At 57.7% G+C, this 15,482-nt stretch carries 12 protein-coding genes; all 12 read right to left on the reverse strand.

All coding sequences use genetic code 11. From position 1 onward, the window contains the following. Positions 1 to 22 precede the first annotated feature (22 nt). The gene (gene ligA / locus GCE01_RS07485; RefSeq protein WP_099212123.1) at positions 23 to 2,059 is read right to left on the reverse strand and encodes an NAD-dependent DNA ligase LigA; all 2,037 of its coding nucleotides are present in this window, start codon (positions 2,057 to 2,059) and stop codon (positions 23 to 25) included. After that, a complete protein-coding gene (gene recN / locus GCE01_RS07490) occupies positions 2,056 to 3,774 on the reverse strand; it encodes a DNA repair protein RecN (protein ID WP_099212125.1) in 1,719 nt (572 codons plus the stop codon). Before recN ends, ligA begins: the two co-directional genes overlap by 4 nt. Positions 3,775 to 3,819: 45 nt before the next feature. After that, a complete protein-coding gene (locus tag GCE01_RS07495; RefSeq protein ID WP_046901363.1) occupies positions 3,820 to 4,713 on the reverse strand; it encodes an outer membrane protein assembly factor BamD in 894 nt (297 codons plus the stop codon). 68 nt (positions 4,714 to 4,781) lie between these two features. Then, a complete protein-coding gene (lpxC, locus tag GCE01_RS07500; protein ID WP_099212127.1) occupies positions 4,782 to 5,819 on the reverse strand; it encodes a UDP-3-O-acyl-N-acetylglucosamine deacetylase in 1,038 nt (345 codons plus the stop codon). 135 nt (positions 5,820 to 5,954) lie between these two features. Continuing rightward, on the reverse strand, positions 5,955 to 7,499 hold the full coding sequence (ftsZ, locus tag GCE01_RS07505; RefSeq protein ID WP_099212129.1) for a cell division protein FtsZ: 1,545 nt from the start codon (positions 7,497 to 7,499) through the stop codon (positions 5,955 to 5,957). A gap of 58 nt (positions 7,500 to 7,557) precedes the next feature. Further along, the gene (ftsA, locus tag GCE01_RS07510) at positions 7,558 to 8,955 is read right to left on the reverse strand and encodes a cell division protein FtsA (protein ID WP_099212131.1); all 1,398 of its coding nucleotides are present in this window, start codon (positions 8,953 to 8,955) and stop codon (positions 7,558 to 7,560) included. Then, positions 8,952 to 9,896, reverse strand: coding sequence for a cell division protein FtsQ/DivIB (locus GCE01_RS07515; protein WP_083956191.1), 945 nt, complete (start codon positions 9,894 to 9,896; stop codon positions 8,952 to 8,954). Before GCE01_RS07515 ends, ftsA begins: the two co-directional genes overlap by 4 nt. Beyond that, positions 9,896 to 10,807, reverse strand: a complete 912-nt coding sequence (locus GCE01_RS07520; protein WP_099212133.1) for a D-alanine--D-alanine ligase — start codon at positions 10,805 to 10,807, stop codon at positions 9,896 to 9,898. Before GCE01_RS07520 ends, GCE01_RS07515 begins: the two co-directional genes overlap by 1 nt. Further along, positions 10,804 to 11,718, reverse strand: a complete 915-nt coding sequence (gene murB, locus GCE01_RS07525; protein WP_099212135.1) for a UDP-N-acetylmuramate dehydrogenase — start codon at positions 11,716 to 11,718, stop codon at positions 10,804 to 10,806. The genes GCE01_RS07520 and murB overlap by 4 nt, the downstream gene beginning before the upstream one ends. Further along, a complete protein-coding gene (gene murC, locus GCE01_RS07530) occupies positions 11,715 to 13,151 on the reverse strand; it encodes a UDP-N-acetylmuramate--L-alanine ligase (RefSeq protein ID WP_099212137.1) in 1,437 nt (478 codons plus the stop codon). The genes murB and murC overlap by 4 nt, the downstream gene beginning before the upstream one ends. A gap of 40 nt (positions 13,152 to 13,191) precedes the next feature. Further along, positions 13,192 to 14,289, reverse strand: coding sequence for an undecaprenyldiphospho-muramoylpentapeptide beta-N-acetylglucosaminyltransferase (gene murG / locus GCE01_RS07535; RefSeq protein WP_099212139.1), 1,098 nt, complete (start codon positions 14,287 to 14,289; stop codon positions 13,192 to 13,194). Further along, positions 14,286 to 15,479: an FtsW/RodA/SpoVE family cell cycle protein gene (locus tag GCE01_RS07540; RefSeq protein ID WP_086633620.1), complete on the reverse strand. Its 1,194-nt coding sequence runs from the start codon at positions 15,477 to 15,479 to the stop codon at positions 14,286 to 14,288. The genes murG and GCE01_RS07540 overlap by 4 nt, the downstream gene beginning before the upstream one ends. Positions 15,480 to 15,482: the final 3 nt, after the last annotated feature.

The raw sequence follows: 15,482 nt of genomic DNA on the forward strand, positions 1-15,482 counted from the left end.
GGTCCTCAATGTCTTAAAACTGTCAAATCCCTGTCAATGTTCTCCAACCGGCTTCATCAACAGTTTCAAGTCCCAGATCAGCAGCCTTCTTTGCTTTTGATCCGGCTTTTTCTCCCAGCACAACCAGAGACGTCTTTTTGGAAACACTATCGGTTACCTGTGCCCCAAGACGCTCCGCGATCGCTTTTGCTTCAGGGCGGGTCATTGTGGTCAGGGTGCCAGTGAAGACGATGGTTTTGCCCGAGAGGTGGCCTTCGGACGGTGCTTCTTCTGCTTCAATTGTGTGAAGTTGCTGCCGAAGATCATCAAGAGTTTCGACGTTGTGGGCTTCTGAAAAGAATGCGACCAGTTCGTCTGCAATCGCACCACCGACGCCCATGATGGAATCTAACGCTTCCCGCTCTTCACTGCCCGCGTTCGCGGCTACCATTGCGTCGCGCCAGGCTTCGAAGGTGCCGTAATGCCGCGCAAGAAGCTGGGCGTTACGCTCCCCGATCCGGCGAATTCCAAGACCGAAAATGAGCCTGGCCAGAGATATGGTCCGTCGCTCATCAATCGCCTGGAGAAGATTCCTGACCGAGAGCTCTCCCCAGCCGTCCCGTTTCTGAAGTTCATCCTTATGTGCGCCCAGGCGAAAAATATCTCCTGGGCGCAGGACGTAGCCGGCAGCATGAAATTCTCGGATGCTGCGGTCTCCGAGGCCATCAATGTCGAACGCGCCCCGTGACACCATGTGAATGAGGCGTTCCACGACCTGTGCCTCACAGGTCAGTCCGCCGGTACAGCGGCGCACCGCTTCTCCATGAACGCGCTCAGCCAGTGATCCGCAGACCGGGCAGTGATCAGGGAAGACATATCGCGGGCTGCGTGGCTCATCGCTTTCCACAACGCCCAAAATTTGTGGAATAACGTCTCCGGCACGTTGAAGGCGAATCAGATCGCCATCACGAACGTCCTTACGGGCGATTTCGTCTTCGTTGTGCAGGGTTGCGCGCGCAACAATCACGCCACCAACATTGACGGGCTCCAGATGAGCGACAGGGGTCAAGGCGCCAGTTCGTCCGACCTGAATTTCAATCCGCAGCAGCCGGGTGATGGCCTGTTCAGCCGGGAACTTCCAGGCGATGGCCCAGCGCGGCGCGCGGCCCGCAAACCCCAGTCGGTTCTGGAGGGCTATATCGTTCAGTTTGAAAACAATGCCATCGATATCATAATCGAGGCCGGAGCGATCACGAGCGAGCCTGTCCACATACGCGGGGATATCCCGGGCATGTTCGATTAGTTCGGACAGGGGATTAACCGTGAATCCCCAGCGTGTCAGGGCTTCAAGATATCCTGAATGTGTTTCGCTTATAGAGGACGATGCGTAACCCTGAGCGTAGGCGAACAGGGACAAGGGTCGGCTGCGTGTGATTTCCGGGTCTAACTGCCGAAGAGATCCTGCTGCGGCATTTCGCGGATTGGCGAACGGTTTGATCCCGCGCTCTGCCTGTTGCTCATTCAGGGTCAGGAAGTTCTTCTTTGAAAGGAAAACTTCACCACGGATTTCTATGACATCTGGTGCATCATCAGGGAGAGTGTGCGGAATATCTTTGAGCGTCAGCAGATTGGCCGTGACGTCTTCACCCTCAATACCGTTTCCGCGCGTGACGCCCCGGACGAATTTTCGATTTTCATACGTCAGGTTGATAGAGAGGCCGTCAATTTTGGGCTCGGCGACAAATTGAAGCGCTTGAATTCCGTCGTCATCCAGTCCCAGAAAGCGACCGGCTCGGGAAACAAATCCTTCAAATCCGTCCGACCCAAAAACGTTATCCAGAGACAGCATCGGAACAAGATGACGGTGCTTTCCAAAAGCCGAATCGGGTAGAGCGCCTACGCGATCGCTCGCTCCTCCCTCACGGCGAAGCTCAGGGTTGGCGTCTTCCAGTTCCAGAAGCTCACGCCGGGCAGCGTCATATTCTGCGTCAGAAACCTCCGGGTCGTCCTTGCCGTGATAGGCCTCGTCCCATCGGGCGAGCAGGGTCTCAAGTTCGGCGTGACGATCGGCAGAATTCATGCGGTCTGTTCCAGAAGGCTATCTGCGGCGCCGCGTGCCGCATCAGTAATGACGTCACCCGCAAGCATCCGGGCAATTTCTTCGCGGCGGGCTTCACGGGAAAGAGGCTCTGCAAGTGTTTCAGTGCGCTCGTTGCGGATGCGCTTTGCAATGCGCAGGTGATGGTCACCTCGCGCGGCAACCTGCGGGCTGTGCGTTACGACGAGGACCTGCACGTCCTGTGCGACCTTGTGCAGCCGGTCGCCGATTGATGATGCGGTTGCGCCGCCAACGCCAGAGTCCACCTCGTCAAATACCAGTGTTCCCACATCAGAGCGCTGAGCCAGCACAACCTTCAGCGCCAGCATCAGACGCGATAGCTCACCGCCAGAGGCCACTTTGGCCAAGGGACCGGGCGCCTGACCGGGGTTTGCCGCGATAAGAAAAGAGGATTGCTCCATGCCGCGGCTGTTCCATTGTTCGGGTGCGAGCGGGAGCAGCGAGACAATGAAACGGGCGCGTTCAAGCTTGACCGGCTTCAACTCACGGCTGACGGCCTGCTCAAGTTTCTGAGCAGAGTGTTCGCGCGCCTTGGACAGAGCTTTCGCGGCTTCTTCATAGGCCAGCCGCGCTTCTGTCAGAGCGATTTCAAGCCGTGACAGTTCGGCATTACCCGAATCGAGCGCAGCCAGACGGCTTTTCAGGGACGCGAGAAAGGACGGGAGTTCGGCGACCGAGACATTATGTTTTCTGGCTTCGGCCCGCAGGGAGAAAAGACGCTCTTCTGTCTCTTCCAGCAGCCGTGGATCGCTCTCCGTATCGGCAGCAAGACGCGTTAGCAGCATTTCTGCTTCTGCTAACGCTTCCTCAGCTTTTTCCAGCGCATCCAAAGCTTCCTGAGCCTGCGCCTGATGAGTGGAGGTGCTGCCCTCAGTTTCTGCAGAAGACGGCAGCAGCCGGACCAATGCCCTGCTGGCAGACCGCAAAGCTGCGGAAGGGTTTGATGAGCGTCGGTCACGCGGCGTCAGTTCAGAAAGGGCTGCGGCAACAGCCTCTCCGCGACGTTCATCTTGCTGAAGACTGACACGGAGCGCGGCAAGCGACTCTTCTTCGCCTTCCTGAGGAGCCAAAGTCGAGAGGTCATCAACAGTTGCACGCAGCCACTCTTCCTCGCGCGCAGCAGCATCCATTTCGGAACGTGCTTTTGCGAGGGCTGTACGAGCATTGGCCCATTGATGAAATGTTGCGGCAGTTCGCGCCAGAAGATCCCGTTTGACGCCAAAGGCATCCAGCAAATTCAGGTGAGTGCTCTGATCAGCGAGACCCATCTGCTCATGCTGACCCTGGATTTCCACGAGTTGAGACGCGATACGCCGCAGCAGGCTAATTCCGACAGGCTGATCCGAGACATAAGCGCGCGAGCGTCCATCAGGTGTGACGATGCGGCGCAGCACCAGGGGCTCTGAAGCTTCTTCGAGTGCGATTCCTTGTTCACTCAGGAGAGTGAAAACAGGATGCCCGGACGGAACTTCAAAGATGGCAGCCACACTGGCTTGCGCTGCCCCGGAGCGGATCAGTCCAGCATTGGCGCGGTCGCCGAGGGCAAGGCCAAGGCTATCGAGCAGGATGGATTTACCAGCACCGGTCTCGCCCGTCAGAACGGTGAGACCAGCGGCCAGGGTCAGATCGAGCTTTTCGATCAGAACGACGTCACGGATCGAGAGATGGGTCAGCATGACGGGAATGTTGTGTGTGGTGAGGCGTGTTTCAAACGCCTCACATCAGAATACGCTATGCCAGGCGCGGGAAAAGAATCCACGCGGCTTGCTGGACGTCTTGGTGGGCTGCTTGAACTCACTGGACAGCAGCTTGTTATCCCGCAGATTTGCATAGGCATAGCGGTACCACTGACTGTCCGGATAGTTGTAACCCAGCACGGATGCCGTCTGTCTGGCCTGATCCTTGAGACCGAGAGCCAAATAGACTTCCACAAGACGCTCCAGCGCTTCAGCCACGTGGTTCGTGGTCTGGAAATCCTGCACGACACGCTGATAACGCGTCATCGCGGCTTCATAGTTGCGCTGCTGCTGATACCAGCGGCCAACCAGCATTTCTTTGCCTGCAAGATGATCACGGCAAAGATCGATCTTCAGCTGGGCATCACGTGCGTACGCTGTCTGTGGGAAGCGGGTAATAACCTCTTCCAGCGCATCAAGGGCTTCAACCGTTCCCTGCTGGTCACGCTGCACGTCAGCGATCTGCTCATAATAGCAAAGTGCGCGCAGGTAGAAGGCATAGGCCGCATCAGGGCTGGTCGGGTGTAGCTGGAGATAACGCTCAAGCTGCTGAACCGAAAGCGCATACTCACCTTGCAGGTAGTAGGCATAGCCTTCCATCAGCTCGGCATTTCCGGTGAAGCCGGAATACGGATAGTTCTGCTGAAGCAGCTCGAATTCGCCGCCTGCCAGTTCATATCGGCCGGAATGAAGAGCATCGATACCGTAATTATACAGCGTCTCTGCGTCAGCAGCCTTTGGAATGACTGGCTTCTCATGCTTGTGAGAAAGCAATGAACAGCCTGACAGAAGCAGCAAACCGCTTACGGCCGCAGCCTTCAGAACAAGACCCCGTCCGTTCCAGGACACTTCGAAATGATGCTGAGTGCTGCTTGCCATACCTGCTCTTCCCGTGAAGCCCGTCTTATATCACGGGAATGCGGGGACGAAAGACCCGCCATTTAACCTTAGGCTGCGACGCGTGTGCGACGATGGCCACGTGCCGAAACGGTAGGGGTCTCTGCTTCAAAACGCCAGTTTTTCTGGTCTGAGAAAACGCTGCGCAGAAGCTCGTTATTGATCTTGTGACCAGATTTATGGCCGATAAATCCCGCTCTCAGGCGATAACCACAGCAATAGAGATCACCGATAGCATCCAGAAGCTTATGTCGAGCAAATTCCCGTTCGATTTTCAGGCCCGCTGGATTAAGGATGGTCTTGCCGTCCACTACAACAGCATTGTCGAGAGAGCCGCCGCGAGCGAGGCCGATACTTTGAAGATATTCAATGTCTTTGCGGTTCACAAAAGTACGGCAGAAAGACACTTCTTCCAGAAAACGCGCCGGATCGAGCTGCATGGCATAGCGCTGACACCCAATGGCTTCAGCATCAAAATTTAACGAAATTGCAAGAGAAAGACCGCGTTGAGCCGGGCGTAGCTCAGCAAAAGCCCCGTTGTCGCCCTCAACTCTCACGTTTCGAAGAATTTCAATAATTTTTCGTGGCGTATTCAGCGTTTTCTTGCCAGCGCATCGTAGGAGGAAGGCAAAGGCATCTGCCGACCCGTCCAGCACAGGCAGTTCCGGCCCGCTGACCGAAATAAGCGCATTATCGATTTCCATGGCGTTAAGCGCCGCCATCAAATGCTCAATGGTCGCTACACGTAAAGAAGGATCGTCTTTGCACGCGACAACAGTCGAAAGTTTGGTGTCGATAATCCGGTCATAGAGAGCGGGAAAAGAAGGAGAGCCGGGGTAATCGCTTCGCTGGAAACGAATACCAGTATCCGCTTCGGCTGGAGAAATTTCCAGATCGACATCAAGCCCACTGTGAAGGGCGATGCCTCGGCAGGATATGGCAGAATGAAGGGTTGTTTGCAGGTTCTTCAAATCGGGACGCTCAGAGAAAAGAGGCGTCTGCGTGCTGTCAGACGCGCTGGAAAGTAGCGGGCGGACCTTTCGATCTGCTGGAACCGACTTTCCATGATGCGCTGGCGTAACCTGCATGAATCCCCCGACGATTTAGACTGGCTTATAATAAAACCCAGTCATCGCCGGAGTGCCATTCAATGATTGTTGCCGGATATTACCTGACTGCTTTCCTGCGATGCGCAAGGTTTTGCAGGAAAGCAGTTTGCTTATTCAGCGACGAAGATAGGTGGGGATATCGAGCGTGGAATCATCGCTACCGTCAGACGGCGCTTGGTTATGGCGCTGGTCGGAGGGGTTATGATGCTCCGTCTGCTGATATGCGTCACGGCTGTTCTGCTCCGTGCGCGGGGCTTGGGGAGCTGCTTGCTGCGGAGCCGGACGGCTCCGGAAAGCGCCTGTCATGAGACCGAAAATGCTGCGTGGGGCTTCTGGAGCTGGTGCACGCGGCGGCTCGGAAAACAGGCCAGCGCGAGGGGAGCGCGGCGCTGCATCGTCCTGCGGGGCTGCGACGTGCGGCTGCTGAGGGGCCGCATGCGGCAGTGGTGCAACCGGGCTTTCTGCTGCCGGTGGGGGCGATGCAGGCTGCTGTGACGCGTTAGGGTCAAGGTTGAAGTTCGGGCGTGGGGGGCCACCTGCGTAGGTTGATCCCGGCTGAAACGTCTGTGGTGCCTGGCGGCTTTGAGCAGACGTATCACGTGGAGCCGAGGCAGATGGGGCCTGCTGAGGAGGCGACGCAGGAGTTGTTTCTGTGTGGCCTGGATCGTTTCTGGACTGGGTGTCGATGCCCGTTGCCACAACGGACACGCGAATACGTCCGTTCATGTTTTCATCGATCAGAGCACCAAAGATGATGTTGGCTTCTTCGGCAACTTCTTCGCGAATACGATCGGCAGCTGCGTTCACTTCGTAAAGTGTCAGATCTTCACCACCTGTGATGTTGATCAGCAGGCCGCGGGCGCCAGCCATGGACGCATCTTCAAGCAGTGGGTTGGAGATGGCGCGCTCGGCAGCGGCAACGGCGCGATCTTCACCGTCGTCTTCCGTGGTGGCTTCGCCGGTGCCCATCATGGCCTTGCCCATCTCTTCCATCACGGCCTTCACGTCCGCAAAGTCGAGATTGATGAGGCCAGGAGAGACCATCAGGTCCGTAATGCCGCGAACACCCATGTTCAGGACGTTGTCAGCCATTTTAAAGGCTTCACGGAACGTCGTGTTCTGGTTCGCGGAATTGAACAGGTTCTGGTTCGGAATAACAATCAGGGTGTCGACGTGCTTTTGAAGCTCGGCAATACCGGATTCAGCAGCCAGCGTGCGGCGGCGACCTTCAAAGTTGAAGGGCTTCGACACCACACCAACTGTCAGAACGCCGCGTTCACGGGCCATGCGCGCAATAACCGGTGCCGCACCCGTACCTGTACCACCGCCCATACCGGCTGTGATGAAGACCAGATTTGCCCCTTCGAGCTGACGCTCGATTTCCTGTGCCGCTTCTTCAGCAGCTTCGCGGCCGATCTCCGGCTTGGCGCCTGCGCCGAGGCCGCGTGTCAGATGGGGGCCAAGCTGGACGCGGCGTTCAGCCTTGGAGTGGGCGAGCTGCTGCGCATCCGTGTTGGCAACAACGAACTCGACGCCCTTGAGCTCCGAATCGATCATGTTGTTGACGGCATTCGTGCCACCACCACCAACACCGACGACGGTAATGCGCGGGGCCAGTTCAACGTGAGAGTTCGGGGTCGGGGTAAGGTTCAAAGTCATGATCAGGTCCGGAACTGCGAGGAAGCAACGGAAAAAAGGGCGTTATTTTCTGTGTAGCTCATCCACGGTCGCGGATGAACCCCACGAGACGTTTCAGAAGGCTGCCAGATCGAGGTTCCGGGGTTGAAATGTCCCCAAAGTCCCGATCTGCGCCCGCTGCCCAGGCCAGAAGCCCCGCAGCGGTGGAAAAAACGGCCGAAGCTGCAGCAGTCTCCGGCAGGCCATGAACGTTTAGCGGTTTGCCCATGCGAACCGGCCGGGCAAGAATGCGTGTTGCGACAGGCACAATGCCTTCCATCAGGGAAGCTCCGCCTGTCAGAACGACACGCCCGTTGGCGAGACGCCCCAGACCTGCATTGTCCAGAGCATGGCGCACAAGTTCAAGTGTCTCTTCAACGCGAGGCTGAATAACGGAGATCACTTTCGAGCGCGGAATACGGGCCAAACGGTCCCGACCTTCCCCAATGAGGGGCACGGACAGGATTTCGCGTTGATCATCGGACCCGAGCTGCGCTGCACCATACATGGTTTTCAGGCGCTCTGCAGTTTCCAGAGACGTCGAAAGAACGCCCGCAATATCACGGGTAACATGAAGGCCGCCAACAGGGATTTGCGCCGTATGGATCAGTCGCCCTTCACAGAAAACTGCGAGAGAGGTCGTTCCGCCTCCCATTTCCACGACGGTAACGCCCAGATCACGTTCTTCGTCAGCCAGCACGGCAACGCCAGAAGCAAAGGGACTGGAAACCAGTCCGTCAAGTTTGAGCTCTGAATGCTGAAGAACGGTATCCAGTGTGCGGAGAGCACTGGAGTTCATGTCAACAACATGCAGTTTCGTCGCCAGCTGTTCACACTGATGGCCACGCGGATCAGCAATGCCCGGCATGGAGTCAACGACATACCCGATGGGAAGGGTATGGATGACGTCCCGACCTTCTGACCATGCACGAGCCTGACCGTCCGTGATCAGGCGCTGAACATCTCCATCCGTCACTTCACGACCACCGATGGGCATGTGGGCATCGATCAGGCGGCTTCGGGGATGACCGCAGGACAGATTGACGACCAGTGAGTCCATTCGTCGCTCTGCGGCTTCCTCTGCCTGACCAACGGTGGCGCGAATGGCAGCCTCAGCTTCACGAATATCCACGATCGACCCAGATCGAATACCGTGGGAGCGCCGCCAGCCATAACCCAGAACCTGAATGGAACCATCCGGCTCACCCTTGCCAATAAGGCAGGTCATTTTCGTCGTGCCGATATCCAGCGCACCGAAAACGCCATTGCGCCAGACGCGAGGTTTGGATGTCTCTTCCGGAGGCAGCGGCAGGATTTCACGTGATGCGCGGTTCAGCGCAACTTCGCGTTCGCCGCCCACAGGGATCAGGGACCGGCCCCGCAGACCACCCCGGCGGCGAAAGGCCGGAAGATCGGACGTTGGTGTAAGATCGGTCATGGCTGCTGTGTCGTCTGGCTGCTGTCAGAAGGAGGGGCGGGTGTGTCTGTTTTGGGTGCGTCAGGAGGAGGTGTGGGCGCGGGTGTCTGATGAATGACCATGCGATCTGGAAGGCGCATGTCAATCGAGACGACAGGACGATCCAGCAGGTTCATGCTTGTCTGGTATTGCGCGAGACGTGCAAACGCCGCGGCCTCTTCGCCTTCGGGGAGCATGACAGTTGTCCCGTCTTTCAGGGTCACATTCCAGCGCCTGTTTCCCACACGAATGAGAGCCGTCACACGGGATTTGACATCCGGCTGTTTGGCTAAAGCGTCAATGACGACGGACGCGGCAGTATTTGCACCATCTCCCACGACAAGCGGTAGCTGAAGGAATGCCTGAGCATTCTTGCCCGTCATGCCCTGATCGGGAACTTCTTCGCCGGCCTGATTAATGAGCGAAAAATGCCCATGCGTTTGCCAGACGGCGATGGGTGTACGTTCGGTCAGGTTAATGATGATTGTATCCGGCATCCGCCGCTCGACGGTTGCATGATCCACGAAGGGAAGTTCATCAATGCGCTGGCGTGCGGCTTCAACAGAAAAACCGAAAATTGGGTGGCCAGTACTTGTTCCCAGGGCTTCGTAAATTGACGCCTCGCTGGTCATGCCACGACCATTGATGATGACGTGCCGAATAGGCAGTGGCTCCATAGCCACAAGTTTGGCTCTTAGCGGAGCAAAACGCTCCTCCGACGCTGCGTCATACAGGAGGCGCGCTCCAACTCCTCCCAGTCCGACCACGACAAGGAATACGATTCCGGGGCGAATCAGTTTCCGTTGACGGCGCAGGAACAGTTTCGTCCGTGACGGCCGGTCCTCGTAAGGCGGCATCGGCGCCGGGCGGAAAGCCGGGTCACGTCGGAAATCGGGTTCCTGAGGGCGGGAGTCCCTGCGCATCAGCGGGTCAGTGCCTCCTGAACCAGCCAGTCACAAAGATCCGGGTAGGAGATGCCGCAATATGCAGCTTGTTCCGGCAGCAGTGAGGTCGGGGTCATGCCGGGCTGCGTGTTAACCTCGAGAACGATCAAAGTGTCTGTCTCGTCGTCGTAGCGGAAATCCGTTCTGCTGGCGCCGGAACATCCCAAAATCTGATGAGCGCGCAGAGCGTAATCCAATGCACGCTCCGTCACGCTTTTTGGCAGCTCTGCTGGGACGACGTGCCTAGAGCCACCAGCTTTGTACTTTGCTTCGAAATCGTAGAATGCAGCCGTTTCGGCAGGCAGAATGTCGGTAACGGCCAGAGCGCGATCACCCATCACGCCCGCAGTCAGTTCACGGCCCGGCACGAAGGCTTCAACAAGAGCTTCTTTGCCGAAGCGCCAATTTTTTGCAATTTCGGCACGACGGTTGTCGCCCTGGCGGATAATTTCAACGCCGACCGACGATCCTTCCGCAACGGGCTTCACAACATACGGCACGGGCAGTGGGTCTGCTTCCGCCAGTTCTTCAGGCGTGATGACACGGCCTTCCGCAATGGGAAGCCCCGCAGCCGCGAGCAGCATGCGGGTTGCTCCCTTGTCCATTGCGACAGCAGAGGCGCGGATGCCGGAGTGTGTGTAAGGAAGTCCCATCCATTCCAGCACACCTTGAATGGCGCCATCTTCGCCTTTGGGGCCGTGCAATGCATTGAAGACGACGTCAGGGGCGGCCGATTTCAAAGCCTGAATGGTGACGGCAATATCGGCGCCGACATCGACTGGCGTTACCTCATGCCCTTTCTCGCGCAGGGCAGAGATGGCTGCATTGCCACTGACAAGGCTGACAGGTCGCTCGCTGGACGTACCGCCATATAAAACTGCGACCTTCATACTGTCTTCTCTCCTACGTCACGACGACCAATGCGTCTGATCTCCCAGTGCAGGTCAATTCCGCTGCGGTCCAGAACTTTCTTGCGAACAGTTTCCCCAAGCGTTTCAAGCTGTTCGCTATTCGCATCACCAATGTTCAGCAGGAAATTGCAATGCTTCTCACTGACCTGAGCGCCACCCAGCGTCAGGCCACGGCAACCTGCTTCATCAATCAGCGCCCAGGCTTTGTGACCGTCTGGGTTACGAAACGTTGAGCCACCAGTGCGGGCACGAACAGGCTGGGATGCTTCGCGAGAGGCACGAATTTCTGCAAGGCGTTCCCGAATGGCATCTGGCGCGTCCGGTGTGCCCCGCAGTCTGGCCCGGATGACAATAGCGCCTTCCGGTAAGTCCGAATGACGGTACGCAAAGCCCAGTTCTTCACAGGTGAGGCGACGCAACTCGCCATCTGACGTGAGAATATCCGCCCAGTCGAGAACGGCATTGATGTCCGAACCATAAGCGCCAGCATTCATGCGTACAGCGCCGCCGATGGACCCGGGAATCCCGACCAGAAACTCCAGCCCCGCCAGCCCGGCGGCGGCACTGTGCTCGGCCACCGTAACATCCAGAGCTGCGGCGCCCACTACCAGGCCGTCAGTCTGGACTTCAATGTCCGAGAAACCACGGGCCAGCCGGACCACCACGCCTTCAATACCACTATCGCGGATGATGACATTTGAGCATGCGCCCAGAACTGTCAGGGGCATGTCGACGGGGCGGTTCCGCAGCAGGTCAGCCAGATCATCTGTGTCTTCTGGCACGAACAGCCAGTCAGCCGGGCCGCCAGTGCGGAACCAGGCGCGGGCTCCGAGCGGTGCATTGGCGGTCAGACGTCCGCGAAGGCCCTGAACTGGAAAGTTGTCGCTCATACAGCGCTTTCCGGCGCCGGGCTCTTGGTGTTCAGAGCTTCCAGCTCTTGCGGAAGGGTCTGTGCCCACTGGGTGATTGTTCCGGCACCGAGGCAGACAACATAGTCGCCGGGCTTTGCGATCGCATTCACCATTTCAGGAAGAAGCTCAGGTGAGGGCAATGGCACAACAGACCGATGTCCACGATCCCGCAGGCCTTCAACCAGAGCATCACGATCTGCGCCTTCAATCGGGCTTTCACCAGCCGCATACACGTCAGCCACGATAACGGTGTCAGCATCGTTCATACAGGTGCAGAATTCGCCGAACAGGCCTTTCAGACGGGAATAGCGATGCGGCTGCACCACGGCGATGACGTTCTTTGCGCCTGCCTGACGGGCAGCTTTCAGGACAGCCGCAATCTCGACCGGATGATGACCATAATCATCAATGATTGACACGCCATTGAATTCACCCGTCCGCGTGAAACGACGCTTTACGCCCTTGAAGGACGCAAGGCCTGAGGCGATGACGGAATCACTGATTTCCATTTCCAGCGCCACGGCAATGGCTGCCAGAGAGTTCAGAACGTTATGATGGCCCAGCATTGGCAGGCGGAACGGACCGGCGCGACGCGTCCGGTTGCGGGCGCGGTTCGTGACTACAACCTCGAATGTTGCGCCACGCTTGTCCATCACGACCTTCTCAGCGCGAACATCGGCTTGCGGGCTGAAACCGTAGGTGATGATGCGGTGATCCGACAGGCGCGGGATCATCTGCTGAACCTGCGGGTGATCTACGCACAGCACCGCAAAGCCATAGAACGGAATGTTGGAGACGAACTGGTCATAGCCCGCCTGCATGGCTTCTTCCGTACCCCAGTGATCCAGATGCTCGGGGTCCATGTTCGTGATTACAGCAATGACCGCTGGAAGACGAAGGAATGATCCGTCGCTTTCGTCGGCCTCAACAACCATCCAGTCACCAGAGCCCATACGGGTGTTGGTTCCGTATGCCTCGATGATGCCGCCGTTGATGACGGTCGGGTCCAGCTTCGCATGCTCCAGAACACACGCCACGAGGCTTGTCGTCGTGGTCTTGCCGTGTGTGCCCCCGATCGCGACAGACCAGCGCAGACGCATCAGTTCTGCCAGCATTTCCGCACGACGAACGACCGGGATCAGCTTCGCTCTCGCCGCAACAACCTCAGGGTTGTCTTTCTTGACGGCTGTAGAGGTCACGACAACCTGGGCGTCACCCAGATTGGAGGCATTATGTCCGATGTGGATCTGGATGCCAGCGTGTCGCAGACGCTGAACATTCGAGCTTTCCGCAATATCTGAACCCTGAACCCGGTAGCCCAGCATGTGCAGGACTTCTGCAATGCCGGACATTCCGATACCGCCGATACCGACGAAATGAATGGTTCCGATGTTCAGGGGCAGGGCGCGCATGGGGCAGGTACTCTTGAGGTAATAGGGTAAAAAGAGATGATCAGGACCGAAGGCCAGCTTCGATCCGGTCTGCTACCTTTGCGGCAGCATGAGGGCGAGCAAACTGACGTGCAGCTTCGGCCGCAGCGGACAGACGCTCAGGATGGGTAATCAGGTCAGCGACAAGAGCTGTGAGAGCCGCAGATGTGAAATCCGGCTGACGAACCATCCAGGCCGCTCCCGCATCCTGTAACGCTTTTCCATTCGCGCCCTGTTCGTCAGAGGCGGCGATGGGCAAGGGCACTAGAATGGACGGAAGTCCGGCCATGGCCAGTTCCGCGACAGAAGATCCACCTGCGCGACCAATAACCAAATGTGCTGATTTCAGTCGCTCGGGAACATCGTTGAAAAAAGGTTCAACCTCAACCGCAATACTAGCATCTTCATAGATGGCACGAACGCGATCGGTGTCTTCCGCCCGAACCTGTTGCGTGACATGCAGACGTGTGCGGAAGCCAACTGGCAGGGCAGCCAGAGCCTGTGGCACAATATCTGAAAATACGCGGGCACCGAGAGAGCCACCCCAGACCAGGAGCCGAACAGTCTCTGTCGGTGCGGTATAGGGTTGTCCGAACAGGGCTTCGATCCCGGCCCGAACAGGCATGCCCGTCAAAGTGATGCGGGCGCCCTGCGGGAGGCGCGCAACGCTGTCATAAGACGTAGCGATGAGCGGAGAAAAGCGCGACAGAAAGGCGTTTGCTTGCCCGAGAACCGCGTTTCCCTCGTGAATAACCATTTCCGGACGCTGCGATTTTGGCAACATGCGAGAGGCCAGAAGCGGCGGAATGGATGGATATCCTCCAAATCCGACAACAGCGGCCGCATCGAGTGTTTTGAGGATCCGGCGTGCTTCGAGCATGCCTCGGAAAAGTGCGGTGATACCCCGCACTTTCCCCCCAAGGCCTTTGCCAGCCACGCCCGCGCCGTCCAGCACGTACTGCGGCCGATCTTTGAACAGACCAGTCTCACGCCGTCCATGCCTGGCGTCCGTCATGAGAACAAGGTCATGCCCACGTTCTGCCAGGACGGTTGCAACAGCTTCAGCCGGGAAAAAATGCCCTCCGGTTCCACCGGCAGCAACGACAATCGGACGTTTCATGGGGTGTTTCTCTCAAGAAGGGAACCAGGGGTGTAAGGGGTGGCGACGCGCTGGGCAATCTTGCCCGGACCAACGTGATGGCGCGTCAGGGCAAGGACCATTCCCATGGTCAGAGCAATGGACATTGCCGAACTTCCACCATACGAAATGAATGGCAGCGTCATGCCCTTTGTTGGGATGAGGTGAAGTGTTGACCCCATGTTGACGAACGCCTGTAGCCCGAACCCTGTCACCAGGCCTGCCGCAGAGACAATCACAAAAGGATCTTCTTCCCGCATAAGCTTCAGCAGGGTGCGCAGGACAATAATGCCGAACACGGTGATAATGCCGAAGCAGAGCAACAGGCCGTACTCTTCGCCAGCAACGGCGAAAACAAAGTCGGCATGAGCATCAGGCAGCAGATCCTTGACGCGCCCTTCGCCCGGACCACGCCCAAGAAGACCACCGTTCCCGAAAGCGCGCAGAGCCGTGTCGATCTGATAGTGATCGCCGACATCCGGATGCAGGAAGCGCTCAACACGGGAGCGCACGTGCGGGAACATGACGAACGCCATGCCAAATGCACCAATCATTCCTGCAACACAAAGTCCAACCCAATACAGACGCAGTCCGTCGACGAAGAGCTGCGTCATGAAAACCATGGTGATGACGGACAACATGCCGATGTCCGGCTGGGACTTGAGGAGCGCCAGAATGACGCCAAAGCATGCGAAGGCGATCAGCATTCCGGGGAACGCTATGTTCCCCCGCAAAACGACCGTCCGGCGTGCGGAGAGCAGCCAGCCCGTCATGACGGCAAAGCAGGGCTTTAGAAATTCTGAAGGCTGCACGGACATCATAGGCAGGGCGATCCAGCGGCGCGCGCCTTTGATCTCCATCCCGTGCACCAGTGTCATGGCTGTGGCGGCGAGGGCAAGAATACCCCCGATAAAGGCCAGTTTTTTGACACCCGCTCGCGAAAGATAAGACACACCAAGCACGATCGCCCCAGCCAGTGCCAGAAAGATCACCTGCTTGAGGATGAACATGTTGCGGGATGCGCCAATTCTCGAAGCCACGGCAGGGCTGGCCGCGAGCATCAGCACATAACCCAGGCCGATCAGAATTCCGACACAGGCGAGCGTGACCCGGTCGGTATTGCGCCACCAGCGGGCGATTGCCGATGAATCGACACGGGAGGAGCCCGCCATGAC

Source organism: Gluconobacter cerinus (assembly GCF_002723935.1).
In the GTDB taxonomy this organism is placed as follows: domain Bacteria; phylum Pseudomonadota; class Alphaproteobacteria; order Acetobacterales; family Acetobacteraceae; genus Gluconobacter; species Gluconobacter cerinus.